At 65.6% G+C, this 25,365-nt stretch carries 23 protein-coding genes, 1 tRNA gene and 1 pseudogene; 16 read left to right on the top strand and 9 right to left on the bottom strand.

The genetic code is table 11. The features are described from left to right. Positions 1–275 precede the first annotated feature (275 nt). The 4 genes from arr to ACESK8_RS15980 form a co-directional block, all read right to left on the bottom strand. On the bottom strand, positions 276–686 hold the full coding sequence (arr, locus tag ACESK8_RS15995) for an NAD(+)--rifampin ADP-ribosyltransferase (protein WP_372969514.1): 411 nt from the start codon (positions 684–686) through the stop codon (positions 276–278). An 81-nt stretch (positions 687–767) separates the two neighbouring features. Next, on the bottom strand, positions 768–1,019 hold the full coding sequence (locus tag ACESK8_RS15990) for a hypothetical protein (protein ID WP_372969513.1): 252 nt from the start codon (positions 1,017–1,019) through the stop codon (positions 768–770). Then, positions 1,016–1,213, bottom strand: a complete 198-nt coding sequence (locus ACESK8_RS15985) for a hypothetical protein (protein WP_372969512.1) — start codon at positions 1,211–1,213, stop codon at positions 1,016–1,018. The genes ACESK8_RS15990 and ACESK8_RS15985 overlap by 4 nt, the downstream gene beginning before the upstream one ends. Positions 1,214–1,322: 109 nt before the next feature. Next, positions 1,323–2,120 (bottom strand): siderophore-interacting protein, encoded by a 798-nt coding sequence (locus tag ACESK8_RS15980; protein WP_372969510.1) that lies wholly within the window; start codon positions 2,118–2,120, stop codon positions 1,323–1,325. Positions 2,121–2,251: 131 nt separating this feature from the next. Here ACESK8_RS15980 and ACESK8_RS15975 point away from each other — a divergent pair, with 131 nt between their 5' ends. Further along, entirely contained in the window at positions 2,252–2,512 is a 261-nt protein-coding gene (locus tag ACESK8_RS15975) for a hypothetical protein (protein WP_372969509.1), read from the top strand. Positions 2,513–2,564: 52 nt separating this feature from the next. On the opposite strand, the gene ACESK8_RS15970 is transcribed toward ACESK8_RS15975, so the two are convergent. The 3 genes from ACESK8_RS15970 to ACESK8_RS15960 form a co-directional block, all read right to left on the bottom strand. Beyond that, on the bottom strand, positions 2,565–2,768 hold the full coding sequence (locus tag ACESK8_RS15970) for a hypothetical protein (protein WP_372969508.1): 204 nt from the start codon (positions 2,766–2,768) through the stop codon (positions 2,565–2,567). A 160-nt stretch (positions 2,769–2,928) separates the two neighbouring features. Further along, a complete protein-coding gene (locus tag ACESK8_RS15965) occupies positions 2,929–3,462 on the bottom strand; it encodes a hypothetical protein (RefSeq protein ID WP_372969507.1) in 534 nt (177 codons plus the stop codon). Positions 3,463–3,546: 84 nt separating this feature from the next. Next, positions 3,547–4,872 carry an LCP family protein gene (locus ACESK8_RS15960; RefSeq protein WP_372969506.1) on the bottom strand — a complete coding sequence of 442 codons (1,326 nt, stop codon included), beginning with the start codon at positions 4,870–4,872 and terminating at the stop codon, positions 3,547–3,549. 250 nt (positions 4,873–5,122) lie between these two features. On the opposite strand from ACESK8_RS15960, the gene ACESK8_RS15955 reads away from it, so the two are divergent. The 8 genes and pseudogenes from ACESK8_RS15955 (at position 5,123) to ACESK8_RS15920 (ending at position 14,299) form a co-directional block, all read left to right on the top strand. Then, positions 5,123–5,578 (top strand): peptidase inhibitor family I36 protein, encoded by a 456-nt coding sequence (locus ACESK8_RS15955; protein WP_372969505.1) that lies wholly within the window; start codon positions 5,123–5,125, stop codon positions 5,576–5,578. A 48-nt stretch (positions 5,579–5,626) separates the two neighbouring features. Continuing rightward, positions 5,627–6,229 carry an RNA polymerase sigma factor gene (locus ACESK8_RS15950; RefSeq protein ID WP_372969504.1) on the top strand — a complete coding sequence of 201 codons (603 nt, stop codon included), beginning with the start codon at positions 5,627–5,629 and terminating at the stop codon, positions 6,227–6,229. Further along, the gene (locus ACESK8_RS15945; protein WP_372969503.1) at positions 6,226–7,212 is read left to right on the top strand and encodes a hypothetical protein; all 987 of its coding nucleotides are present in this window, start codon (positions 6,226–6,228) and stop codon (positions 7,210–7,212) included. Before ACESK8_RS15950 ends, ACESK8_RS15945 begins: the two co-directional genes overlap by 4 nt. A 283-nt stretch (positions 7,213–7,495) precedes the next feature. Beyond that, a pseudogene (locus ACESK8_RS15940) lies at positions 7,496–7,795 on the top strand (RbsD or FucU transport); the annotation flags it as partial. Between the two features lie 259 nt (positions 7,796–8,054). Next, positions 8,055–11,735 carry a P-loop NTPase fold protein gene (locus ACESK8_RS15935; RefSeq protein ID WP_372969502.1) on the top strand — a complete coding sequence of 1,227 codons (3,681 nt, stop codon included), beginning with the start codon at positions 8,055–8,057 and terminating at the stop codon, positions 11,733–11,735. Between the two features lie 202 nt (positions 11,736–11,937). Further along, on the top strand, positions 11,938–12,429 hold the full coding sequence (locus ACESK8_RS15930) for a hypothetical protein (RefSeq protein ID WP_372969501.1): 492 nt from the start codon (positions 11,938–11,940) through the stop codon (positions 12,427–12,429). Next, the gene (locus ACESK8_RS15925) at positions 12,407–12,871 is read left to right on the top strand and encodes a hypothetical protein (protein WP_372969500.1); all 465 of its coding nucleotides are present in this window, start codon (positions 12,407–12,409) and stop codon (positions 12,869–12,871) included. The genes ACESK8_RS15930 and ACESK8_RS15925 overlap by 23 nt, the downstream gene beginning before the upstream one ends. Before the next feature lie 117 nt (positions 12,872–12,988). Beyond that, positions 12,989–14,299 (top strand): hypothetical protein, encoded by a 1,311-nt coding sequence (locus tag ACESK8_RS15920; RefSeq protein ID WP_372969499.1) that lies wholly within the window; start codon positions 12,989–12,991, stop codon positions 14,297–14,299. A 125-nt stretch (positions 14,300–14,424) separates the two neighbouring features. Here the strand turns inward: ACESK8_RS15920 and ACESK8_RS15915 are convergent, their stop codons facing one another. Further along, positions 14,425–15,702, bottom strand: a complete 1,278-nt coding sequence (locus tag ACESK8_RS15915; RefSeq protein WP_372969498.1) for a hypothetical protein — start codon at positions 15,700–15,702, stop codon at positions 14,425–14,427. Between the two features lie 151 nt (positions 15,703–15,853). On the opposite strand from ACESK8_RS15915, the gene ACESK8_RS15910 reads away from it, so the two are divergent. Beyond that, entirely contained in the window at positions 15,854–17,392 is a 1,539-nt protein-coding gene (locus ACESK8_RS15910; protein ID WP_372969497.1) for a hypothetical protein, read from the top strand. A gap of 43 nt (positions 17,393–17,435) precedes the next feature. Beyond that, positions 17,436–19,340 (top strand): SIR2 family protein, encoded by a 1,905-nt coding sequence (locus tag ACESK8_RS15905; RefSeq protein WP_372969496.1) that lies wholly within the window; start codon positions 17,436–17,438, stop codon positions 19,338–19,340. Between the two features lie 232 nt (positions 19,341–19,572). Here ACESK8_RS15905 and ACESK8_RS15900 read toward each other — a convergent pair. Next, positions 19,573–19,655, bottom strand: a tRNA-Leu gene (locus ACESK8_RS15900). Positions 19,656–19,893: 238 nt separating this feature from the next. Here ACESK8_RS15900 and ACESK8_RS15895 point away from each other — a divergent pair. From ACESK8_RS15895 to ACESK8_RS15875, 5 genes are read left to right on the top strand one after another with little or no spacing between them, the layout of a single operon-like run. Continuing rightward, positions 19,894–20,622 carry an FhaA domain-containing protein gene (locus ACESK8_RS15895; RefSeq protein ID WP_372969495.1) on the top strand — a complete coding sequence of 243 codons (729 nt, stop codon included), beginning with the start codon at positions 19,894–19,896 and terminating at the stop codon, positions 20,620–20,622. Continuing rightward, entirely contained in the window at positions 20,619–21,137 is a 519-nt protein-coding gene (locus ACESK8_RS15890) for an FHA domain-containing protein (RefSeq protein WP_372969494.1), read from the top strand. The genes ACESK8_RS15895 and ACESK8_RS15890 overlap by 4 nt, the downstream gene beginning before the upstream one ends. A gap of 7 nt (positions 21,138–21,144) precedes the next feature. Then, on the top strand, positions 21,145–22,434 hold the full coding sequence (locus ACESK8_RS15885) for a PP2C family serine/threonine-protein phosphatase (RefSeq protein WP_372969493.1): 1,290 nt from the start codon (positions 21,145–21,147) through the stop codon (positions 22,432–22,434). Then, positions 22,431–23,816, top strand: coding sequence for an FtsW/RodA/SpoVE family cell cycle protein (locus tag ACESK8_RS15880; RefSeq protein WP_372969492.1), 1,386 nt, complete (start codon positions 22,431–22,433; stop codon positions 23,814–23,816). Before ACESK8_RS15885 ends, ACESK8_RS15880 begins: the two co-directional genes overlap by 4 nt. A gap of 1 nt (position 23,817) precedes the next feature. Continuing rightward, positions 23,818–25,272 (top strand): peptidoglycan D,D-transpeptidase FtsI family protein, encoded by a 1,455-nt coding sequence (locus ACESK8_RS15875; protein WP_372969491.1) that lies wholly within the window; start codon positions 23,818–23,820, stop codon positions 25,270–25,272. The last annotated feature ends 93 nt before the right edge of the window (positions 25,273–25,365 follow it).

The raw sequence follows: 25,365 nt of genomic DNA, 5'->3' as shown, positions 1-25,365 counted from the left end.
GGGACACCCGCCCGGACCGCCCCCCCCCCCCCCCCGCGAACGCAGGACAACCGCGCGAATGCAGGACGAAATCCCGCTTATCGTCCGGATTTCGGGCGGTCCTCCTGCGTTCAGACCGCCCCCGCGGACGACGGATTCAGTTGACGATCTCCGCGCGGTCATCCTGCGTACGGTCCGAATGCAGGACAACCGCGCGAAATCAGGACGAAATGCCGCCGTTCGTCCTGATCTCGGACGGTCCTCCTGCTTTCGGACCGCCCCGGCAGACGCAGGATTCAGTTGATGATCTCCGCGCGGTCGTCGGCATGGAGCGCCGCGAGTCGCTCCCGCCATGCGGCGAGCGCGTCGGGCGAGAGTCGAGTCCAGTCGAGTACCTCCCGCACCACCCGCAGAGGCGAGCTGCTGCGGTAGGACCGGGTCGGATTCCCCGGGAACTTCTTGTCGGTGACGTTCGGGTCGTTCTCGAACTCGCCGACCGGCTCGACCTCGTACACCCGCGGCTCGCGATCACCGGGCGCCAGCTCGGCAGCCAGCCCCGCACCATCGGGCAGTGCGGTGAAGTAGATGTGATTCATCACGATCTCCTGGCGGTAGTTCGAGGGGAATCCGGCCGTCAGCAAGTCGCCCGGTCGCAGGTCTGCCTTGGTGCCGTGGAAGAAGGGGCCGTCATCCAGTGCGTCGCTCATCCGCAGAATCCTACGACGCGGACGGTCACCGAGGAAGGTCCCCGGCGCGACCCGTGCGGGCGGCACCGCGACCGACGGTACTCAGTCTTCCGAGCGCCGCGTGCCCACACCGGGCTCGTCGTTGTGGATCGACTCGTCCTGGATCGTCGACTCCGACTCCGGATCCACCCGCACGGGCCCTGCCCCACCCGAGTCCGCACCCGCATTGCCGGCCGGGGTCTCCCCGACCTGGTCGGGGTCGTCGGCGTTCCGGTCGTCGATCAGGGCTTCGAGTCCCTCTTCAGACGGCGTCGAGCCGCCCGCATCCCGGTCGCCGCTCTGTTCGCCGGTCATGCCGCACCGCCCTCGCGGTCCTCGGGGCGGTCAGCGAGGTCGACATCGGTGTCGCTCCGCTCCGACTCCGTCTCGACCTCGGTGTCCTGCCGCGCCGTGTCGGTGGGGAACGTCCCGTCCGTGATGTCATCCCGATGCGGGATGCCGGGCATCTCCGGCGGCAGGCTGTTGGCGAAAGCGTCGATGTTCGACATGGTGCCCTCCAGTGTTCGATCCGAATGATCATGATCGGTCGGATCGACCGCGAGCGCAGGGCGGTTGACACCGGGCCCGAGGGCGGGGAGGATTCCGGCGCGAGCCGCGCTACTCGATCTGCCCGATGGGCTCGCGCTTCTCGGCCTGGAACTGGTCCTCGGCACGTCCGCGGGCCCAGTAGGCCGAGATCGACAGGCGGTCGCGGGGGACCTCGCGCTCCTTGAGGTGAGCGCGGACCGCCTTGATCGTTCCGCGCTCACCGTGCGCGAACACGGCAGGATGCCCGTCGTGCCAGGCCAGCGCCGCGAGCGCCGCCAGCAGTTCGTCGTCGTCGCGGGCCCAGACCAGGCGGACCCCCGAGGGCACGGCGGGCAGGATGCGGTCGGCGGGGTCGGCGACGGACAGGATGACGTGGCCGACGGCATCCGGTTCCATCGCCTCGATCGCGGAGGAGATCGCAGGGAGCGCGGTGTGATCGCCGATGAGCAGATGCCACGGCATCTCGGCGTCCGGTCGGTACCCGCCACCGGCGCCGCTGAGCACGAGGGTGTCGCCGACCTGAGCACTCCGCGCCCAGGGCCCTGCGACGCCCTCGTCGCCGTGCACGACGAAGTCGATGACGAGTCGGCGCTGCGCGGCATCCGATGAGCGCACGGTGTAGGTGCGCCGGGTCGGCAGCTTCTCCGGGGTCTCCTCGCGGAGTCGCGCCAGGTCGTACGGAGGGGTGAGACCGTGGCGGGGATCCGCGAAGAGGATCTTCACGTACTTGTCCGTGTAGACGTTGTCGGTGAACGCCTCGTAGCCCTCGCCACCCGCCGTGATCCGCACCAGCTCCGGGCTGACCTGCTCGACCTCCTGCACGGCGAGCACTGCTTGGCTGGGGGCGCGACGAGGCTGTTCCGACATGGGGTCTCCTGAGATCTCGGGAAGAAGTCCCCTCCAGTCTGCCCGCCGTCAGACTGCCAGAGGCCGTCGAGGGGTGCGGCTCTCAGCCGATCCACCGGAGCGGTGTCCCCTGCACTCGCTACTCTCTCGTCATGACTTCCGAAACCAACCCGGACCTCGAGCGCGAGGTGCGTGCTCAGATTCGAGAGCTGCAGGCCGTCATCGAGAAGGTGTCGCACGACTTCAGCGGGCATCCGACTCAGGAGGTGCGGGATGCCGTGCAGCGCGAGATCGACGCACTCGGCAATGGCGCGTCGATCGTCGATCCCGAGTTGAACCACGGTGCACAGGCCGTCAGCGAGGGCAAGCAGCTGCGTCTCACGGACGAGGGAAAGCTCCTCGCCGACGACTGATCGTTCGGCTGTGGTCCACCAGGATGACGGGCTGTCGGATCGCAGAGGGCGATCAGGGACCGTACATCCTCGACCAGGCTGTTCGGTCGAGCGCCCGCCGCGCTGCTTCGTCGCCGTCGATCTCCGCGGCTCGGCCGGCTCTCGCGGTATCGCCGCGCTGGAAGGTTCGCTCGCGTCGAGCTTTGCCGAGTCTCCACACGATGGCACTGATGAAGAGACTCACCACCACGGCTACCGCCACGAGCGCTTCGACCATGTCGCCAAGGTACGGCGTCGCCGCCGCCGTCGTCACGTGAACAGCTGCTGAACTACCCGCCGCAAACGATCGTCGGGGCGACCCGAGAGCCGGAACAGTTCATCGTCAAGAATCGCGAATTCGTCATGTCTGGCAGTCACGGGTGACCTTGCGGGCGGGCTCACTCGGGACCAGATAGCCGTTGCAACCAGGCGCTGCAGAGGCCGCTCTCTCCGGCTGTGCGCTCATTCTGGTTGTCCCAATGGATACTCCGTGGCGGCTCCCATTGGGAGAAGTAGTCGGGGTACGCGTCTTCCGCTTGATCGACCGTCAGGATTAAAGCATCGGCACCGGCTATGTCGCCGTCGTCAGCTCGGCCCCAGGCTGCCAGCGTGGTCGCGCACGCCCAATAGTGGTAGGCCGGTGCGGCTCCGTAGAGCGCCTCTTGGGACATGCCGACGGAAGGCACTTCTGTCGGGAAGGTGAAGCCTGAAGGCAGCGCATAAGGGAAGTTCGCTACCGCCTCTGTGTAGCGATTCTGCGACTCCACCTTGGTTCGCGAACCAATCGCTGCCGGTGATGGAGACTCTGCAGCGAGTGACGGCACGGGATCCTGCGTCGGCGCGGGTGTCATGTCAGCACTACAGCCCACACCCGCAGTCACGATCGCGACCAGGCCGGCCAGCCCCACGAGCGTGCGCGCACTTCTCTGCATGGAATGATGCTCGCACGGCTCGCGTCCGGATGCCATGCGGTCCCGGCGAACTACCACAGCCGACCTCTGACGAGTCGCGATGGATCACCCCGTGCAGAGGTCGGTGTCAGCGCTGCGGCTGACCGCGTCGACCGGCCGCGACGGGGGCGGCGTCGCCCGGGGCTGTGACGTCAGCTCGGTGTAGTCGGCACCGAGGAGGAGCTGCACGCCGTCGACGTCTCCGGTCTGGACGGTCACGGCGATGCCCAGCTCTGCGGCGAGCGCCTGCGCTGTCTGCTGCGCCTCCGGGGTGTCGGCGGCGGTGATCACCGTGGCGGCGGCCGGGTCGGCGTTCGCGATGCCGGCGACGACGTAGCCGTATCCCGTGGCGTCTTCGGAGACCCGCGAGGCGAGACCGCTCACACCCGCGCCGTTGAGGATCTGCACGGGTGCGGTGCGCACCGTGACGTCCGGCTCGGCCTCGTCGGTCGCGAGCACGATCGGGGCATCGTCGATGAGCGCGCGGAAGATGACGTCGGCATCCGCGGTGGGAACGACCCGGTTCGGGTCCTCCGGAGCCTCCGTGGCGGGCATGGTCAGGAAGGTGACGCTGCTCATCGGGACGTTCGCGACCCGTGCGGCGAGACCTGCGAGGTCGGTCAGCGCACCCAGTCCGGGGTCGACGGTCATCGATGACGTCACCGCGTCGAGGAAGGCATAGAGCCGGTCGGGCCGGACGAGCACATCGGACTTGGTGGCCTTCTGCACGATCGCCGAGAGCACCATCTGCTGGTGGCCGAGGCGCGCGATGTCGCTCTCCTCGGCGAGTGCGTGGCGGGTCCGTGCCAGCGCGAGCGCCTGGTCGCCGTTGATCGACTGCGCCCCGGCGGGCAGGTCGAGGCGTGCGTGGCCGTCCTGCAGCGGCTCGGGAAGACAGACGTCGATGCCGCCCATGGCGTCGACCATCCCGATGAACCCCTCGAAGTCCATCTGCACGAAGTGATCGATCGGCACCCCCGTGAGCTGTTCGACAGCGGCGACCGAGCAAGCGGGTCCGTACTGCAGCGCGGAGTTCAGCATCGCCCAGCCGCCCTCGAACGAGCCGCTCCCGGTGTCCTCGCACGCGGGAAGGTCTCCCACCGTGTCGCGCGGCAACTGCACGGCGTCTATCCGGGTGCTGTCGCTGGAGATGTGAGCGAGCACCATGGCGTCGCTGCGTTCGCTGCCGTCATCCTCTCCGAAGCCGTCCGATGCGAGCGCCCGCGAGTCGGAGCCGAGGAGGAGGATGTTGAGGTCTCCCGTCGCGAGCGCCGGCTCCTCCGTCCCTGGACGCAGCGGGGCGGTCTGGATGTTGCCCTGCAGCTGCGCGTAGACCACCGCACCGACCGCGACGAGAGCGACGACGATCAGCGCGCTGATCCAGCCGATCACGCGCCGGCGACGGCGACGTGGTCGGGCCGACGACGGGGGCTCGGTGGTCGGGTCGCTCTGGGGGGAAGCTGGCGGTCTCACTGGATCACATCATCACGAAGAGCGTCGGATGACAAATGAGCGGGCTGCCGAAAGAAGTCTGCAAGGAACGCGTCGCTGAAGCGAAGAGGCGACCGAGGAGCAGGTCGGCGTCCCGACCACGACGCCGAGACTGGAGAGTCCACGCCTGAGATCACCCGAATCGACGTCCATGAAGAAGCCGCTCCTCGTCACCCTCGCCGCAGTCCTCCTGCTCCTGGGAGTGACTGCTCCCGCGGCGGCCGCCGAGCCCCGGCATCCGGATGTCGAGTACGCCGTCAGCGCGGTCCCGGGGGGCACCGTCGTCGATGCGTACACGGTGGTCTGGCCGAGCCTGGGGATGACACTGTCCGTCCCGCGACCGTTCGGCCGGGCGGCGGTAGGGACCTGCGCGTCCGGTCAGTTCTGCGCCTATTCTGGGCCCTCCCTCAGCGGGTCGAAGCTCAGCTGGAGCACCTGCACGACGGTGAGAACCGCAGCGTTGAGCAAGGTGGGCTCGATCGCGAACGCCCGCGCGTCGGGCACGGTCCAGGCCCGCACCGCTGCCGGAACGGTCCTCGCCTCTGCTCCCGCCGGAGGGTCGGCGAGCGTCGTGGGCGCCGTCGCCACCCTGCGGTGCGTGTTCTAGGCGACCCCGATTAGCCTGGTGATCGACGGAGTGGGGTGAGCGAGGGGGATGTTCCAGTACAGGTTCGCTGCCGCGTTCGCCTACGACGCACCGTCGTCACCCTCCGGCCCCACCTCGGGTACCGCGCCGCGGACAGCGCGGGTCGACTCCGCGTCGCGAGCTCCGCACCACAAGGAGGCCGTCTATCGACAGCTGTTCGACGCGAACTGGCCGCGCGTACGACGGCACCTGAGCTGTTTCATCGACAACGCCGACGAAGTGGATGAGCTCACCGCAGAGGTGTTCCTGATCGCCTGGCGAAAGCTCGATCCCGCCCGACCCATGCCCCTGTCCTGGTTCCTGCGCACCGCGAACAACAAACTCCGGGATCGCACCCGCCGATCGCGATCTCGCGAGCGCGCACTCGACGCACTGGTGCGCGGATTGGAGAACCCGGCAGAGCCGCTGGATCCGATGGAGGCGGTGGCGCTGCGGAGAGCGGTGGCGGCGTTGAGCGCCCGCGAACGTCAGGTGGTCGTCCTGACCTACTGGGACGATCTGAGCGCGGGCGAGGTCGCCGAGGTGCTGCGCACCACACAGAACGCGGTGTGGACGACCCTGACTCGAGCGCGGACGAAACTCCGCACCCAGCTCGAAGGGGGTGCGGAATGAACATCTCCGACGACGAACTCGACCGCCTCTTCCGAGCGGCAGCTCCTGTTCCACCCGACAGCGACTCGCGTCTCGGCGCCACGGCGATCGCGATCCGTGAGGGGATCATCCGAGGCACGTGGAAGCCGGCGTCTCGAGCGTCGCGCCGCCGACTCCGCTGGGCGGCTGTGACGACCGCCGCCGCGGCAGCCGTCGTCGCCGTGCTCGTCGTCGTGAACGTCCTCGCCCCGTCCCAGCAGGCTGTGGCCCTCGCGCCGCCGCCTCTGCAGTACACCGCAGCGGGGTCGGTGGAGGACGTGATCCGCGACGCCCACGTCGCACTCGCCGCATCCCCGGACGTCTCCCAGTCCCCGGGCACGCGATCCGTCGGATGGGGGTGGGACGCCGAGATGGCGACCGGCGACGTCGAGATCGTCCCGCAGGTCGTGACCTTCACCTGGGCTCCTGGTGAACCGTCGACCACGACCATCGTCGCCGGCGACTCGTACTGGCTGGACGATGAGCTGCCGGAGGGGGTCGGACCGAGCCCGTACGAGCCCGGGGAGTTGATCGACAGGGTCGTCACCCCCGCCGACGAGTTCGCCCTCCCCCCGGACGCCCTGAACCTCTCCGGTGCCTCGCCGACAGCGCTGACGAAGGCACTGGTCGCGTTCGGCGCGACCCCCGAGTCGTCGTCCGGCGAACTGTTCGCCGCGGTCACCGGATTGATGGGGTACTGGACGCTCAGTGACGAGCAGCATGCCGTGCTGCTCGACCTGCTCGTCGATGCCGGCGGTCTCACCGTCCTCGGCGAGACCGAGGACCGCCTCGGACGAGGCGTCATCGGAATCCAGGTGTCGTCGGTCATCCCGGAGCGAGTGGAGACCATGTTCGTCTCCATCGACACCGGCCGTATCGTCGGTATGGAGAGCGAGCTGGTGAAGCCGATCGGAGAGCTTCCGCTCGGCGTCATCACCTACACGATGTGGGATGCTCCGGACTGACGCCAGACCGGGGCGGTGCCGTCGTCCTCGAGAACCCATCAGGCAAGAGAAAAGGCCTGAGCTCCGTAAAGAACTCAGGCCTTTCTCATACGCACTGTGCGGGAAACCGCACCGCACCCGCTGTGGCCGCGTTCGGTTATTCGCGGATCCCTTGAGCCTCAAGGGATCCTGCCCGCCACTTTTCAGCGCAATTCCACGCTAAGCCTCGAAAACTTCCACAGGATCCGCTTTTCTCCAGATCAACGGGTCTTTTCAATAACTGTAACGGCTTTACCTCAACCTCGCACCGGGGCTCCTCACCGTCGACCAGATCCTTGGTCCGCTGATTGCGTCGATCGCTGTCGAGGCCGCGGAGGTCATGGTCGCGGACGACGGGTCTGAAGCGCCCGCCATCGACGGCTATCGCGCGGCGTTGCCAGAGGTCCCGTTCGCGACGCATGGACGTCAAGACTTCTATGCCGCAGCTAGTGGTGAGAAGGTCGCAGCGGTCATCGCGACGGGCGACCAGCGCGCACGTGCAAAGGAGTTCCTGCAGATCGACACCTCGAACCTGCTCCTCACCATTGGGGCACGCAAGCCCTAGTGCTGCCGCCCGTTGACGAGTTGAGAGGCACCTCGCGTTTCCTTACACACTTTGTTGCGAGCAGAGACATACCGGCCGACACGGCACGCGGCCCGCACCTCTTGCACTCAGCGAATGCCAGGATGAGGCGGGGGCCCGGAACAGACATGTGACGGACGTCGCTCCCTGCGACTTCACCATGGAGCGCTAACGAAGCTGACGCGCGACCGTCCCCGATCCTCGTATCCCGGACCATCGCTGCGCCGACACGAGGAACCCGATGGCTGCTGCTGCCGATGTGACACCCGAGAAGACCAAGCACGCTGCGCTGAGTGCCGATGATCTCATCAGCAATGCCCCTCTGCGCGCTAATGAGAGTGGTTCAGTACCCGACAGCGACGACCGGTTCCAGCACCGCATCGTCGCCCAGCGTGTCGCTCAACTGATTGCGGCTGGCGACACGAGCATCAACATCGCCGTCAACGGGCCTTGGGGTTCAGGCAAGTCCACCTTCTTCGGTCTCCTAACGGAAGAGCTCGGCAAGTACAAGCGGGTCACGTGGTTCAAGCGGACGCTGAGGAAGAGGCTCCCGTTCCTGGATCCGCGCATCGTGGACACGAAACCCCGGTTCACCACCGTGGACTTCGACGCCTGGCAGATGGCGGACGAGACCTTCGAATCCAACTTCCTCGCCACCGTCGCACCGCACGTCCCCCACAGCCCCAAGAACATCGAACAGCGCCTGTTCCAAGCGAACCGATCCGTCAATCTGCCTCTCGGACTTGAGATCCCGCACCCCGTGATGCGGAGAGTGCTGAACGTCGTCCTCGTCCTCGTGCTGGCGTTCGTGGTGTTCGGTGTGCCCTGGTTCCAGGTCAGCGCCGGAGCACCCGACCACTTCAGCTGGGAGTACCTCTGGACGAAGTACGTTCCCGCCCTCATCGCCTGGACGACCGCCGCGGCCGGCGGGACACTTCTCGTCGTCGTCCTCGGTGTCGTCACCAAACTATGGTCCGTCACCGTCGAAGAATCGGGACCCGCGCATGTGACGCAGTTCCGAAAGATCTTTACTGAGATCCTCAAGCGGTCGAAGACCACGCAGGTCATCCTCGTGGACGAACTCGACCGTTGCGCCCCGGCGGCGACCATGAGCACCCTCGAAGGCTTGCGCCGTTTCATCGGCGAAGACAACTGCATCTTCGTGGTCGCGTTCGACCGCGAGAGCGTCGTAGCGACGGTCGATGAGGAGATGCTTCGTACGGTCCCGCACCGCCCGGGACGTCCGTACTACAGCACAGCCGGCGAGTACCTCGACAAGATCTTCACGTATCAGGTCGCCCTCCCCCCACAACCACGAAAAGGCTTCCGAAAGTACGCACGAGACCTTATCGCCGATAAGCAGGGTGGGGTCTGGGGTGAGCTGCGCACTCAGCATGGGCAGGAGGCGCTCGACCGCGTGATCTCCATCCTCTCGCCACCGCACCTCACGAGCCCGAGACGGACGAAGGTCATCCTGAACGACTTCGCGATCAACGCCCGCATGGTGCATTCGTTCCGCAACTCGTGGACGGAACGAGCAGACGAGATCGCGGTGCTGACCGTCCTGCAGACGGAGTTTCCGCTGTTCTACGGGGATCTCGAGCACTACCCGAGCCTTCTCGCACACGTGGCGAGGCGCGTAGACACCGACCCCGGGGAGACTATCGCCCCGCTGGTCGAGCAATATACGAAGAAACGAGCGGCCTACGACACAGTCTTCTCGTCGGTCATCCACACGGGCCTCGATACCAAGGATGCGACCACCTCAGACCAGCACGCGGTCTCACCCACCAACGCGGTGTCGCTCGCTCTGGGGCTGCAACTGGAGCGCTACCTGGAGAAGCTCAGGGACATGCAGGTCGTTCTACCGATGGCCGACCTCATCCAGCTCGGCACCGGAGAAAGGATGCTGGAGTTCGAGGATCCGGCGGTGTTCGCTGCGGTCGAAGCAGCCACCGAGGTCCCCCGCCACGAGACGCGCGCGCTACTCGAGAAGGCGTCCCCGAACGACCAGCACCGGGCGGTCGAGATGATGCTAAACAGCATCGAAGGCGAGCCGAGCGCCGAAGCGATGAACTTGCGCGGGCTGTCCGGGAGTCTCCTACCGAAACTCACTGAAGCCCAACGGCAATCGCTTCTTCTCCAGATCAACAGCTCGTGGGATCGGATCCTCGTCGCCGATGCCGTACTGCACCTCGAAGAGGCCGCCATCCTCGGCTACGTGAACGCACTCGCGTCGACCAAAGACCAACCGTGGGTCGATGATGTGCTGCGCACCACCTATCAAAACCCCCTTCTTCTCGCTCCGGGGATCCACGCGATGACCGAGCGCCTGCGCGCAGCCACTCTGCACGCGGCGCGCCACGAGCTCATCGACACCGCCATTTCTGTGGTTCGTGTTGACCCGAAGGTCCTCGAGGCCCTGCTGACTCGACTCGACGAAGGCCAGAGCTTCACTCTCGAACTTCAGTCAGCGAAGAAGCTCGCGGAGCGCCTGCTTGCGGCGGACATTCCCGGTGACGACACAAGAAGTGTAAAGAACGTCGGCGCAACCGCTCGATCCCTGCTTCGATTCCGCGCTTCGACAGTCGGAGGCACCCGAACGTGGCTCACGCTGGCGTTCCGTCTTCGCGCCATCACCGACGTCGAGGCGCTTCCCGACTACGTGGAGGTGCTGAAAACCGACGTTCGCCGGGAGGCCACCAGAGGCGGCGCCGTTGATGAGATGCTCGAGGCTCTCGCCGCGAAGGCTGCACCAGAGTTCAAGTCGGAGGTCGCGAAGCTGTTGGTTTCCGAGGGAGTCTCCCCCTCCATGGCGCGGGTGCTGCCGGCGCTGCAAGCGCTGCTGCGGGTCGTGGCGAAGCGGGCCATCGATGACGAATCGGGCGTGGTCGAAGGCATCTCGGTCCTCGCGGGCCTGCTGCCGAAGAACAAGAGCATCAGCGTCACGAAGACAGTTGGGCTCGTCGAGGCCGCTTACCGCGACCCCGCCCCGATGTCCCCTGCCCGACTTGATTCGCTGCTCTCCGTCGCGCATGCGTTGAGCGGCGTTCCGAACATCGCGCATACGATGCAGGAGCTGACTGCGGCGCTGTTCATCAACATGACGTCCGACGAGTACGACCAGTCCATCGTCCGTCAGGGCATGACCAGGATGGGGAAGGAGCCCGCAGAAGTACTTCTCCGCATCGTTGATGACCTGCGCGCCAAGCTCCACGACGGGCGACGGACCGGTCCTGCCGCCGTCGCCATGACGCTGTTCGCTCAGCAAGGACTTCATCATCTGGGCCAGCCGGCGAAGGCCCTCAGCTATGCAGAGATCTCGCGGCAGCCTGTGTATGTCGGTACAGAACTGTTGTCCAGCTGGATCGCGACCGCGCCAAGCGTTGAAGACATCAACGAGGCACTCGACGGCTCCGAGTACTCGGCCGTTCCCGATGAGGTCTGGGAAATCTATGCACGGCGGGCACCGCTCGAGGACAGGTCGAGGCTGTGGCAACGCGCGGTCGAGGTGAGGAAGAGCCCCGACACTCTTCGCGCCATCGCATCTCAGGGCATCGATCCTCAGATAGTTGCTGACGCAGCCGCCGCGATTCCAGCGGCAGCGAACGTTGACGCCCGCTCCGTAGCCGTGCGGATCTTCCTGACCTTGCCGCGGGACGCGATCGCCGCCGCGGCTCTCGTCGACCCCCTCATCACTCTCCTGAACCAGATGAGTCGCGCCGACGCGCGGGCTGTCTTCGAGCTGCTCGTGCATTACACCGACGTGTTCAATCGCTCTGCTCGCGCGCGCCTGCAGAAGGCTGCGCGCCGATGGTTCAACGAGGTGCGCGTCGGCCTGTCCGACGACGCAGCGGAACAGCTTCTCCACGACGGGTGGGTACATCCGAACAGCAAGGCGACCAAGCGGCTGCAAGGGTAGCACTCCGATTCTGCTGAGTCCGGTTACCTCATACCCTGCGGCAACTGGACGGGCTAAGTCGGCGGTACCGTTCGCGAGCGACCACGAGCGACAGCCCGCGATGCGCGGGTGACTGCGGCGACTCAGAACCTTCGCTCTGCTACTGTCCAGCTAAGCGAGATGGGGCGGCCCGCGCAGCCGTTCACGAAGACGAGGATGTGGCATGCAGGAACCCACGGTGGCGGTGGTAGGAAGCTTCCGCCAGCACTATCCGCAGGTGCTTGCTGCGAGAACCATCTTCGCAGAGGCCGGCGTGACGGTGACCACCCCGCAGGGCGGGGCCGTCATCGACGAACAGGTGCCGTTCGTCCGGTTCGATACAGACCCCGCCGACTGGGACGACCCTCGCGTCCAGTCCATCGCGCTCCATAGAATTCTGCGAGCTGACGCCGTGTACGTCGTTGCGCCGGCGGGGTACGTGGGTAAGACCACCTGTTACGAGGTCGGTCGTTGCATGCAGGCGGGAACGCCGCTGTACTTCAGTGATGCACCTGAGGATCTTCCAATAGCTGTGCCCGACACGCACATTCTGCGCCCGTATGTCCTCGCCGCGTACATACTGGAGGGGACAGTAACACCCCTGCTCCCGCTCCACCTCCCGGAGCTGGCGAGCCTCGAACGGAGGTTGTTGAATGGCGAATTCGACGAGTGCTGACGTTGCCCGTCTAGTCATCTGCGGGTCCATGCGCGCCTGGGAAAGCATGCGCGCGGTGCAGAAAGCGCTCGATGAGCGCGGCGTCGATTCTCTGATACCCGACGTCGATGCCGTCGCCCCACTCGCCACCGTCCATGAGGTGCATGAAGCAAAGCGCGCAGCCTCCTTGAAGCACTTCGAGTGCATCCAGGACACGCAGACGGCCGCAGTCCTGGTCGTCAATGTGGACAAGGAAGACCAAGCGAACTACATCGGCCCAAACGCGTTCGCCGAGATTGCTGTCGCCTTCGCGTCCGGACGACGCGTCTACGTCCTCAACAGCATCCCGTCCGCATACTCCGATGAGCTTCATGCGTGGGGCGCGCGGGAACTGCATGGAGAGCTGGACACGCTCGCCAATGAGATGCGCTACGAAGCGCGGCCGTACGCTCACGCGTCCTAGACCGTGGCCCCACTACCACGGCTGTTCCTCCACTTCTTCGACCTGCACTTTCTGAAAGCTGCGAGCCGAAACGCGAATCCAGACCAGATCGCGGACGAATTGAGGCTGGCCACCCGCGTGGCCATCCTCGCAGCCAACGAGGTCATCATCCCCGCCGCGTCGTACTTCGAATCGCCCATGTGCGCGGCCATCATCGACGAACTGAGCCCACTCTTCCCGACGAGCGTGATCCGACTAGTCGGTGGAGACGCGAACGCACAGGACTTCATCCACTCGAAGCTTGCTACCTACGATGAGACCGGCCCCCAGCACACCGCCTACCTGGCCGCTGCGGAGGCGGACACCGTCTTCCCTCCGTTCAAACTCCGAGCGAGATCAGCCACCGCCGACATCACCGCCGCCTGGCTCGACCGCTCCGCGGCCCCTGGGTTCCTTGTAGAGCAGTTCGGGGACAACGCCAGCCTGCTCCCTAAAGGGTTCCTCGACACCTGGCAGAACGTGCCCGACGCTCTCGGCGGGCGCGCATTCACCCCGGACTACGCCGCAAAGCATCTCGCAGACGGGTTGCTGTCTCGAGCCATAGATTCGAAGGTGCATGCCTTCATCAATCATGAGTACTTTCGGAGCTTCGCGAACGAGTACGCAGCCGGCTTCGTTTCGGACCTGGTGATCCTCCCGTCCCAGCACAGCCTGGACGACAGATACGGCAACATCCAGTTCGGCCGTGCGCGACGCGAATTGCACGCAACCGGCCTTCTCGAGCGAATATCGACCTGCTCGCCGGAAGAACTTCTCATCCTCAGGGACGACCACGACGTCGCGATGGTGTTGCTGTCCAGCATTCTGCCGAGCACTCAAGCGTCGCGCACGTCCGGCACACCGAAGCTGGACGTCCACGTCGACCTCACCTCCGTTGTCTCTGCGTTGAAAAAGATCAAGGGTGGCCAGAAGACCGCTACCGCCTATCAACGGACAGTCACGGAGATCCTCGACCAGGTGTTCTCTCATTCGCTGCTGTCGGGTGAACTCGAGCACGAGATCAATGAGGGCCGAAAGCGCATCGACGTGAGGTGGGTAAACCTTGCGCAGGACGGAATCTTCCGTTGGATCTCACAGACGTTTCGCGCACCCATCGTCCTCGGCGAATGCAAGAACTATACGCACGACGTCGCCAACCCGGAGCTGGATCAGCTCATGGGGCGGTTCTCCCCAGTTCGAAGTGAGTTCGGGTTGCTGCTGTGTCGGAAGGTAACCAACAGGTCCTTGGTGATCCAACGCTGCCGAGACACCTACCAGGCGCAACGCGGGATGATGCTGGTCATCGACGACAGCCAGGTTGAGAAGCTCGCATCCATGAGCCACGCGGGTGGGTGGGGCGAACCTCAGGCGGACTTACTGATGAGTCTCATCGACGAAGTGATGAGTTAGGGCGACGCAATACAGGCATCGGCACACACAGATATTGTCTCGCGGGTCAGCCTCTGCCGAAACACTTTTTGACGCGACGGCGACCTACGCCGTCGTGCCAATGGCAAGGGTCACGAGGTTTCCCGTCACCGGCCCAGGCCGTACCCGCGTCGAACCGCATCCGCATACGGCGGATACGTCGACCAGTTATCCGGAGACGTCGACGGTTGGAACGCCCGGGTCGCCCACGGCGCTGCCGCGATGAGCGCGTTCGCCAGTTGACCCGAGAGGACTACGAGATCGTCGACGAGCGGGACTGGGCGAAGTACGACTTCGAGCTCCCGCCCGGGTATCGACGGCGCATCCTCGAAGAGGGTCCACCGGTGCGTCTGCCCGCTCTGCTTGGCAAGTGCGCGAAACCGGGTCGCTGGTTCTCCCTCGAGCGTCGCGAGTGCCTCGACTTCGCCGCTCTTTTCGAAGGCTGCGCGACCGAACGGCTCGTTGTGGATCGTGTTGCGGAGCGTCGATATCAGCTCGCGAAGCGTCCGGTTCTCTCGCTGTTCCAGCAGAGCGCGCACTGGATCGGGAAGCGCTGCACGGAAGTCCTTCTGCGCGAAAGACACCCGGGTGAGAGGAAACGGCTCCCGCAACTCCGAGTTGAGCGCGCGGGCGGCCGCATCGAAGAGACCCTGGAGACTGACGACAGTTCGTTCGACGAGTTCGTCAGGCCCTTCAAAACCCAGGATCCCGTCCGGATGCAAGCTGGACACCAACAGCCGGTCACGACTCGCGAGAGCGCGCTTCACGCGAACCAACATCGCGCGCAGAAGCGCAAGGGCCTCATCGCTCGGCCGAGGCGCATCGTCGTCGTCCGCGAATTGCGCCGACACGGAGGGAAGCATGCCAATCGCCTGAACATGCTCCGCCATCCAGGTGCTGATGAAGCGCGCATGCGTCGTGCCGACGAGAATTCGACTACGTAGGCGCTGATGCAAACCAAGGACCGCGAAAGCATCCGCGACCGTACATGCGCTCCGCATCCGCATGCCGTGCAAAGCAAACGCGTTATCAGTTACGTACAGATCCGCGTCAAGCGAGATCGCGGCTTGCGCATCGAGGTCCCGAGCTCGGGCCTCCTCGGGGTCGAGACCGTAGTGCGCGGCCCAGTTGTACGCCGACTGAATGTTGTTCTCGGCATGGGGGATCGCCCGGTTCCACGCTCGCCCGTCGCGCATCTCGGTGACGCCACCCCACCCGTTCTCCGTTTTCAGCTCGCGTGGTTCGATGACGGTGTAATCGCCTTCGCTCCGGAGGTCCTTCGCGTCGTCGAATCGTCGGAGCACGGTGATGTTCGGGTCGTCGGAGCGAAGGATGTCGACGTACCGAGTCGTGGCCTCATCCAGCGAGATCAGCGGATCTATCACGACACGCATCGTCGGAACTTCTCCGCCGATGTCGAAGGCACCAGCCGCGGTACCGCGAGAACGAGCCCGTTTCCGAATCCCCTCCCACACAGTGCGATGAGGCGTTAGAGGCGCATCCTCTGCGCCTCGTGACGTACCGGAGGGTCCACTCATGCCCACATCGTCCCATCCCCGCCGACAGAACTTCGCGCCGAACGTCGGTCACGCACGCGATGATGAGCAGATGCTATCGACCATCGACGTCATCGAGGGGTACCTCACCGGCAAGGAGGACCACGACTTCTCGCGCCTCTCCGGGAGAGACATCGACGCCTTCGGTGAGCGAGTGCGCGAGTTCTCGACGAGCTTCACGCCCGAGATAGACCCCACCCTGTATCCCATCTACCTCGGAGGCTGGCCATCAGCGAACTTCCTTCACCTCGGCGGGGACATGGTCATGTCGAGCCTCCTTTACAGCGGCCAAGTGCTTGTCCGCGACCCCATCGCCGACTGGTTCGCGGTGGAACAGTACAGAAACGAACACATGCTGAGCGCTCGTCGCGGCTTCCACCATCCCGAGGATGACGCGGAGACCCGTACGCGGACCACCCGCGCGTTCCTCAACTCGGTGATACCCCAACTGATGCGCATGCGGCCACTGATTGAATCAGGCCTGGTCGTGCCTGTCCCCACCGAACCCGTATACCTCCAGCAGCGCCAGACCATTGAACGTCTGCGGCGCGACCTTCGGACCCACATCACGCTGGATCCCGTCGATTACGCCGCGCGGTTCGCCGCATATGAGATCGCCTCCGAAGACAACATGCGCGGGTTGTTCGTGTTCGCACCAGGACCCGACCCGTCCCCGGGGATTCGCAACGCCATCGACCACGGCTACCGCTACTTCGCTCGCGAGTTCACCCTCTCAGACAGCTACGGCGTGACCTACACCGCGCCTTTCGCGCACGAACAGTTCCTCTGCCGGCAAGGAATCAGCCGCGTTGCGGGAACCTCCGCATCTGTCGTCGAAGCGGTCCTGCGATCCGGACTCCCCGTCTTCCATGGGTTGACCCCCTCTGTGATCCGAGCCGTACATGATGAAGCCGCTTTCGGGGAGTTCCGAGCTCAACTGCACGAGGTATACCAGGGGACACCGCTGGATGATCCGACTGCCGTTGATGCCTATGTGCGAGACCAGGAGGATGCGCTCCTTCGCCCCCTGATCCAGCAGGCCGAGCGCGCAGGCTCGGACGGTTTTCTCTCTCGCCTTGGCGCATCGTTGACCGCCAACAAGTACGGCATCGCCGCGGCACTCGCCACGGACCTCGTGGCCGGCAGCTTCGGAGCGGCGACGGCGACTGCGGTCGCCGGCACATTCGTCGACGATGCCCTGCGGCACAAGAAAGACCGGGGCCCCATCCGGATCTGGTCATCTCTGACCTCGCATCACCGCAACGCGAAAGACGAGTTGGGACACGTCCTCCCCACCCCCGCAAGCTACGACGTCAACACGGAAACACCGTGGGGTATCCCGCGAGAGCCCGGCATGAGTATCGCCGTCACGTCAGGGGAGGCAATCTGGGACATGGATGCGCGCTCGCTCGCCGTCCCCGAGATCGACGAAGACCGCGACACCAGACTCGGTGTGTACCGGCAGTGCCGCTGCGGAAGCGGGCAGAAGTATCGCTTCTGCTGCGACGGGCTGAAGTAATCATCGCCGGTGTCATGTCCGACGCGCTCGTTAGCCTGAGCGTGTGACCGACCGCCTGCTCCACGACTCTCTGCTGACGACGGCCTTCTCCTTGAAGTCCAACCCCGGCGCGTACGCATTGCTCATCGGGGCGGGTGTGTCGGCGCCCAGCGGCATCCCGACCGCGTGGGGTGTGCTCACCGAACTCGTGGAGAGGCTGGCCCTGGTGTCCGGTGAGCCAGACGTCTCGGGCGACGCGGCGCACACGTGGTACAGGACGCGTTTCTCCCGAGACGCCACCTATGAGAACGTGCTGGAACAGATCGCACCGACATCCCACGAACGCCAGCGCATCCTCCGAGACTTCTTCGAACGCTCCCCCGACGACATCGACGCGGAACGGAAGCTCCCCGCCCTCGCGCATCGCTCCATTGCCCGGCTCGCTCGCGCGGGCGTGGTCAAGGTCGTCGTCACACTCAACTTCGACCGCCTCATCGAACAAGCGCTCCGTGGGGAAGGGATCGAGCCCACCATCATCTCGTCCCCCGCGGACGTGGCCGGTATGGCACCGCTACACACGCTCGACTTCTGCGTGATTCACCTGCACGGTGACTATCTGAACCCCACGTCGATGCTGAACACCGCAGACGAACTTCACGGTTACGCGCCCGCTGTCTCGGAACTTTTGCGCCGAGTCTTGGAAGACTACGGACTCATCGTCGCCGGATGGTCGTCGACCTATGACCCGGCGCTGCGTCGTGCCATCGCCGAACACTACCCCGCTAGATACACACTGACGTGGGTTGAACCCGGAGCAGTGTCCGAGCAGGCCCGCGACCTCCGCGCGCTGAAGAAAGGCGTTCTCGTTCCACTGGACGCTGACACAAGCTTCGGGATACTCGCCGACGCCGTGGACGCGCTCGCGACACGAGAGGCACGTCATCCGCTCACCGTCGCTGTCGCCGTCGAAACCGCAAAGCGGGAGCTCTCCGGACGAGCAACGGCAATCAGCGTCCACGACACGTTGCATGCCGCTCTTGCAGAGCTCGACACTCGTCCCGAACTGCACCTGGCAGACCGACACGACACATCTCACTTTCCGGAACTTCTGGATCGGATCGAAGAGGCATCCCGGCTTCCCGCCGCGCTCATCGCAACGCTGGTGTACTGGGGCAACGAATCCACGGACCGGTGGTGGCAACCGGACATCGAACGATTCGCGGTACCCGCAGGCAGGTCGGGAGCAGTGATGCTGTTGAACCTGCGAATGGTCCCCGGAAGCATCATGTTCTACGCGGCCGGCATCGCTGCCGTCGCCTCCCAACGCTTCGCGCTTCTCAATCAACTGCTCGCAGGGCGACGTCTCAGTACCACGCGCACGCAACACGACACCTTCGCTCGCTGCCTGGACGCTGCAGAAACCTACGAAGGTGTTATCGAGCCGGAACGACGACACTTCCGATTCCTCGCTCCAATCCTCTCGGAAGCCCTGTCGCTGAGTGCCACAGCCATCGAAGATGCCTGGCAGACCTTCGAAGTCCTGCGGTTGGCCGCCATTGCCGCCACCCTCCCGCGTTTCCACGGTCAGATGGACACGTATGAGCACCTGAATAACGAGATCAACGCGTCACGGGCATCAGGTGGAGACATCATGGCCTGGGATCGGCGGGAACGAGTTCTGCGGGATATCGCCCAGTACCTCCCGGTGTACGCACCTCACGTGCGGGTCTTGGACGTCCGCGGAGTCGAAGGTTTTCGGGCACCCACAGCATCTCGTCTCGTGGACGCCATCAATACTCAACCCCACCACCCGCTGATCTCGAGCGAGTTTGCCCCCTCGGTGAAGGAGTTAACGTTTGCGCTGCACATCACGAGCGCCGCACTCGGAGTGGTGGGTTCACACAAGTCGAGGCAGGGCGAGATCTTGATGGATCTGTGGTGTGACACCGGAGAATCTGCCGTCGACTAGTGGGCGAGTGGTGCCGGACGACGCCGTCGGATCAAGCGGACCTCGAACTCGCTGCATTTGCGGCGAGCGCATGAGGAAAGAGCCGCAACCGGGCACCGGCGGGGCGTTGACATGCGAGCCCGCCTGCTGTCGATGACAGCCACAAACATGAAGAGCCGGCCAGAAATAATCTCTGACCGGCTCTTTCAATTTACGAACAGATTGCCCTGAATCAACGAACAGGGCCTCGCTGTGCGCGAGGGGGGACTTGAACCCCCACGTCCATAAGGACACTGGCACCTGAAGCCAGCGCGTCTACCATTCCGCCACTCGCGCGAGTCGTCTCGCTCCGAAGAACTCAACTTCCCAAAGATATCACGCGTTCCGCCCTGCCAAGAAACCGAGGCCGGCACCCTCCGCATCCGCCGCCGGGAAAGCAATGAAGGGAGGCCGCACCCCGAGCCGCCACCACCCCTCCCGCCCCGGATTCTCGGCGGTTTCCCGCCTCGCGAGGGCGTTCACCCAGCACACCTGGCTACGATGTGCGTACCGGTCGGTATGCCAGAGGAGCCCAGTGGGACTACTTGACAGCTTTGAGAAGGGTCTCGAGCGCGCTGTGAACAGCGCCTTCGCGAAGACCTTCCGCAGCGGCATCCAGCCCGTGGAGATCGCTTCGGCGCTTCGCCGTGAAGCAGACACGAAGGCGGCTGTGGTGAGCCGTGACCGCATCATCACGCCCAACAGCTACGTCGTGGGACTCAGCACCGACGACGCCGAGCGGATGCGGGGCCTCGGCGGCGCACTGACCGACGAGCTGCACGCGCTGCTCACGAAGCACGCCAAGTCGCAGGGGTACAGCTTCTCCGGCCCGCTGTCGATCAGCCTCGAAGCCGACGACAAGATCGCCACCGGCACCGTTCACGTGAGCTCCGGCACGGTCGAGGGCCGGGTCAACTGGCAGGCCGTGATCGACGTCGACGGGCGCCGTCACTCGCTGACCCGCGCGCGCACCGTCATCGGACGCGGCACGGATGCCGACATCACCATCGCGGATGCCGGCTCCAGCCGGAAGCACGTCGAGGTGCTGTGGGACGGCGAGCGCGCCATGATGCGCGACCTCGGCTCGACCAACGGCACCAAGGTCGACGGTCAGAAGGTGCGCGAGGCGTCACTCTCCTCCGACACGACTCTGACCATCGGACGCACCGATCTGGTGTTCCGCATCGTCCCCGTCACCACTCCGTCCCGTCCTCCGCGGCCCCGTGACGACGACGCGACCCGTGCGTTCGGAGCCCTCTCATGAGCACTCCCAGTGAACTCGTCCTCCTGCTGCTGCGCGTCGGCTTCCTGCTGCTGCTCTGGTTCTTCGTGTTCGGCGTGGTCTACTCGCTGCGAGCCGACCTCTTCGGCATGAAGGTGCGCAAGCTCCCGACCGAGGGCGCTGCGGCGAGCGCCGCACCGGCACCGGCGGCGGCATCCCGCCCCTCCTCCTCGAAGCCGAGCACCGGCCCCGCGACCATCGCAACCGCCAAGCGCCTGGTCATCACGTCAGGTCCGAAGGCGGGACTCGAACTCCCCCTCGGCTCCGACACCCTCACGATCGGGCGCTCGAGCGAGTCCGCCCTCGTGATCCGCGACGACTACACGTCCAGCCACCATGCGCGCCTGCTGCTGCGCGGAGACAGCTGGGCGATCCAGGATCTGGACTCGACCAATGGCACCTTCGTCGCCGGTCAGCGGGTGACCGGCGGCCCGGTCGGCCTCTCTCTCGGCACTCCGATCAAGGTGGGCGCCACGACCTTCGAGCTGCGAGCCTGACCCGGGCATGGTCTTCGAAGGCTCGAGCGCCGCGATCTCCCACACCGGGAAGGTCCGCTCCAACAACCAGGATTCCGGATACTCCGGGGCCAACCTCTTCGTCGTCGCCGACGGCATGGGCGGTCACGCCGGAGGCGACGTGGCCTCGAGCCTCGCGATCCACCGGATGGAGCCGCTCGACCAGCCGTACACGTCCACCGAAGACGCGCAGGCCTCACTGCAGGCCGCGGCGACCACGGCCGCCGGCGACCTGATCCGCGCCGCGAAGGACCGTCCGGAGCTCGCCGGCCTCGGCACCACGCTCAGCGCGATCATCATGGTCGACGACTTCGCGGTCATCGGCCACATCGGCGACTCGCGCATCTATCTCTACCGTGACGACGCACTCACCCAGATCACGGCCGACCACACCTTCGTGCAGCGGCTCGTCGACTCGGGCCGCATCACTCCCGAGGAAGCGCGCTACCACCCGCGTCGTTCTGTGCTGATGCGCGTGCTCAGCGACATGGACGCCGACCCCGAGCTCGACATGTTCGTCATGCACACCCAGCCGGGCGACCGCTGGCTGCTGTGCTCGGACGGACTCTCGGGAGTGGTCGACGAGGCGCACATCCTCAAGGCGATGCGCATGGGAATGGCTCCCGGGCGCACGGCCGACAACCTGCTGAAGCAGGCCCTCGACGGCGGAGCCCCCGACAACGTCACGATCGTCCTCGTCGAGGTCGGCGGCCAGCACGCCATGCACTCGGGCACCGCGACGATCGTCGGCTCGGCATCGAACCCCGCCAACGTCACGGTCCCCCCGGTGCGGGCTCCGCGTGGCAACTGGCTGCACCCGGTGCGCCAGGCCGCGAACGAGCCCAGCCACTTCGAGCCGGCACCCGAGTACCTCGAGGAGCTGATCGAAGAGGACCGCCGCCGTGCCAAGCGTCGCCGGATCGGCTGGATCGCCGGGATGCTCGTGGTCATCGCCATGCTCGTGTTCGCCGCTTTCGCGGCCTACAGCTGGACCCAGACCCGCTACTTCGTCGGTGCCGACGAGGACAGCGTCGTGATCTATCAGGGCGTGCAGCAGAACATCGGCCCGATCACACTGTCGACGCCGCTGCGCGACACCGACATCCTGCTCGCCAACCTTCCGCCGTATCAGCGCGATTCCGTCGAGCGCACCATCACGGCCCGCTCGTTCGCCGACGCCGAGGCGATCGTCACGCGTCTGCAGGCCGGTGCCGATCGCGTGACCGGCGAGACGCCGCTGCCCACGCCGAGCCCGACACCCACGGAGGACGCCGGATGAGCACCGACGTCACGGCCGACACCAGCGTCATCAAGGCGCTCAAGCGCATGCGGATGCCGCAGACGCAGCGCAACCGCGAGTTCTGGCTGCTCCTGTTCGCCGTCGCGCTCAGCGGCGCATCCCTGACCCTCGTGCAGCTCGGCGCACTCGGACTCATCGACCCGATGATCCTGGCGATCGGCGGCGGCCTGGCCGTCCTGGCCTTCGCCGTGCACTTCGTGCTGCGCGCCGTCGCCTCGGACGCGGACCCGTTCGTCCTCCCGATCGCGACCCTGCTGACCGGCCTCGGCATCGCGATGATCTATCGCATCGACATCGCCCAGTCGCTCACCGGCTGGAACGCCTACTCGACGAAGCAGCTCGCGTGGACCGCGATCTCGCTCGCCGGTGCGATCGCGGTCGTCATCCTGCTGCGCAACTACCGGGTGCTGTTCCGCTACACATACATCTTCGGCCTCTCCGGCATCCTGCTGCTGCTCCTGCCGTTCGTGCCTGGACTGCGCATCCCCGACGCGAACGCGCAGGTGTGGGTGTCGCTCGGCGGCATGTTCGCCTTCCAGCCGGGAGAGCTCGCGAAGATCTGCCTGGCGATCTTCTTCGCCGGCTACCTCGTGCGCACCCGCGAGAGCCTCACCTCGGTGGGCACGAAGTTCCTCGGCATCACCTGGCCGCGGATGCGCGAGCTCGGACCCGTGCTCGTCGTCTGGGCGATCTCACTCGGCATCATCGTGATCCAGCGCGACCTCGGCACCGGAACCCTGATCTTCGGCATGTTCGTCGCGATGCTCTACGTGGCCACCGGCAAGACCAGCTGGGTGCTCATCGGCCTCGCCCTGGTCGCGGCCGGCGTCGCCGTCGCCACCCAGATCCTCAGCTACGTGCAGGGGCGGTTCACGAACTGGCTGTTCCTCTTCGATCCCGACAAGGTCGACCCTGACGGCGCCGGCTTCCAGCCCATGCAGGGACTGTTCGGACTCGCGCACGGTGGGCTGCTCGGCACCGGCTGGGGGCAGGGTCGCCCCGAGGTCACCCCGCTCGCACACAGCGACTACATCATCACCAGCCTCGGCGAGGAGATCGGGCTGATCGGCCTGTTCGCGATCCTCAGCCTCTACATGGTGTTCGTCAGCCGTGGCGTCCGCATCGGTCTCGCCGGGCAGGACGACTTCGGCAAGCTGCTCGCGACGGGCCTCTCGTTCACGATCGCTCTCCAGGTGTTCATCATGGTCGGCGGTGTGACCAGGGTCATCCCGCTCACCGGCCTCACCACTCCGTTCCTCGCCGCCGGTGGGTCGTCCCTCATCGCCAACTGGCTGATCGTGGCGATCCTGCTGCGCATCTCCGACGGCGTCCGCAGTCAACCCAGGGCGGTGATCGGCTGACATGACGAAGGAACTCCGCAGACTCAGCATCGTGATGCTGTTCATGTTCATCTCACTGTTCGCGGCGACCAGCTGGATCCAGGTCGTCGAGGCCGATTCCCTCGGCCAGAACAGCAACAACCGGCGCACCCTGCTCGACAGCTACGAGATCCAGCGCGGCTCGATCATCGTCGACGACGTGGCGATCGCCTCGTCCACGCCCTCCGACGACCGCTACCAGTTCCAGCGCGTCTACACGGATGCCGCCATGTGGGCGCCGGTGACCGGCTACTTCAACCCGGCGCTGCAGTCGGCCACGGGCATCGAGCGGGCGTTGAACGGCGACCTGTCTGGCACCGGCTCGAGCGCCTTCTTCGCCGAGATCGAGCGCATCCTCTCCGGCCAGCCGCAGCGCGGATTCAGCGTCGAGCTGACTCTCGACACCGCCGCGCAGCGCGCGGCCTACGAGGGCCTGGAGGGACTCAACGGCGCGGTCGTCGCCATCGAGCCGAAGACCGGCCGCATCCTCGCCATGGTCTCGACCCCCGGCTTTGATACGAACTCGCTCGCCACGCACGACGCGGATGCCGCGAACTCCGCGTACGACGCGCTCGACGAGGATCCGAACAAGCCGCTGTCGAACCGTGCGATCGCCGGCGACCTCAACCCTCCCGGCTCGACCTTCAAGCTCGTCGTCGCGGCCGCGGCCTACGCGTCGGGCGACTACACGCCTTCATCGACGCTGCCGAACCCCGCCCGGTACCAGCTGCCCGGCTCCACGAACACCGTGGCGAACGCCTGGGGAGGCACGTGCGGCAGTGGCACCACCGTCACGATCTCCGAGGCCATCCGGCTGAGCTGCAACATCCCGATGGCGGAGCTCGCCGTGAAGCTCGGTGACGACGCGATCCGCGAGATGGCGGAGAAGTTCGGCTTCAACCAGAGCTTCGAGACGCCTCTCGAATCGACGCCCTCGAGCTACCCCCGCGCACTCGATGACGCCCAGACCGCGCTCACCGGATTCGGGCAGGGGCAGGTCACCGCGACACCGCTGCAGATCGCCATGGTGGCGGCCGGGATCGCGAACGACGGCGTGGTGATGAACCCCCGTCTGATCGACACGGTCATCGGCAACGACCTCTCGGTGGTCCGGCCCTACGGGGACACCGAGTTCGGCCGGGCGCTCGAAGCGACGGTGGCCGACGACGTCACGGCGTCGATGGTCGCGAGCGTCTCAAACGGCGCCGCTCAGGGTGCAAGAATAGACGGGGTCGATGTGGCCGGGAAGACCGGTACGACCGAGAACGATGACAACCCGTACACGTTGTGGTTCACCGGTTTCGCGCCGGCGAACGACCCCGAGGTTGCAGTAGCGGTCCTCGTCGAAGACGGCGGTGGACAAGGGCAGTCAGGATCCGGCGACACCATCGCCGCTCCGATTGCGAAGAAGGTCATAGAGGCGGTGCTGGGCAGATGAGACCGACGCAGGGTGTGTCGTTCGGTGGTCGCTACGAGCTGCAGTCGCGTATTGCGATCGGCGGCATGGGCGAGGTGTGGGAGGCGACGGATC

Source organism: Microbacterium sp. (genome assembly GCF_041641055.1).
In the GTDB taxonomy this organism is placed as follows: Bacteria; Actinomycetota; Actinomycetes; order Actinomycetales; family Microbacteriaceae; genus Microbacterium.
This window is presented reverse-complemented; position numbering and strand designations above follow the sequence as displayed.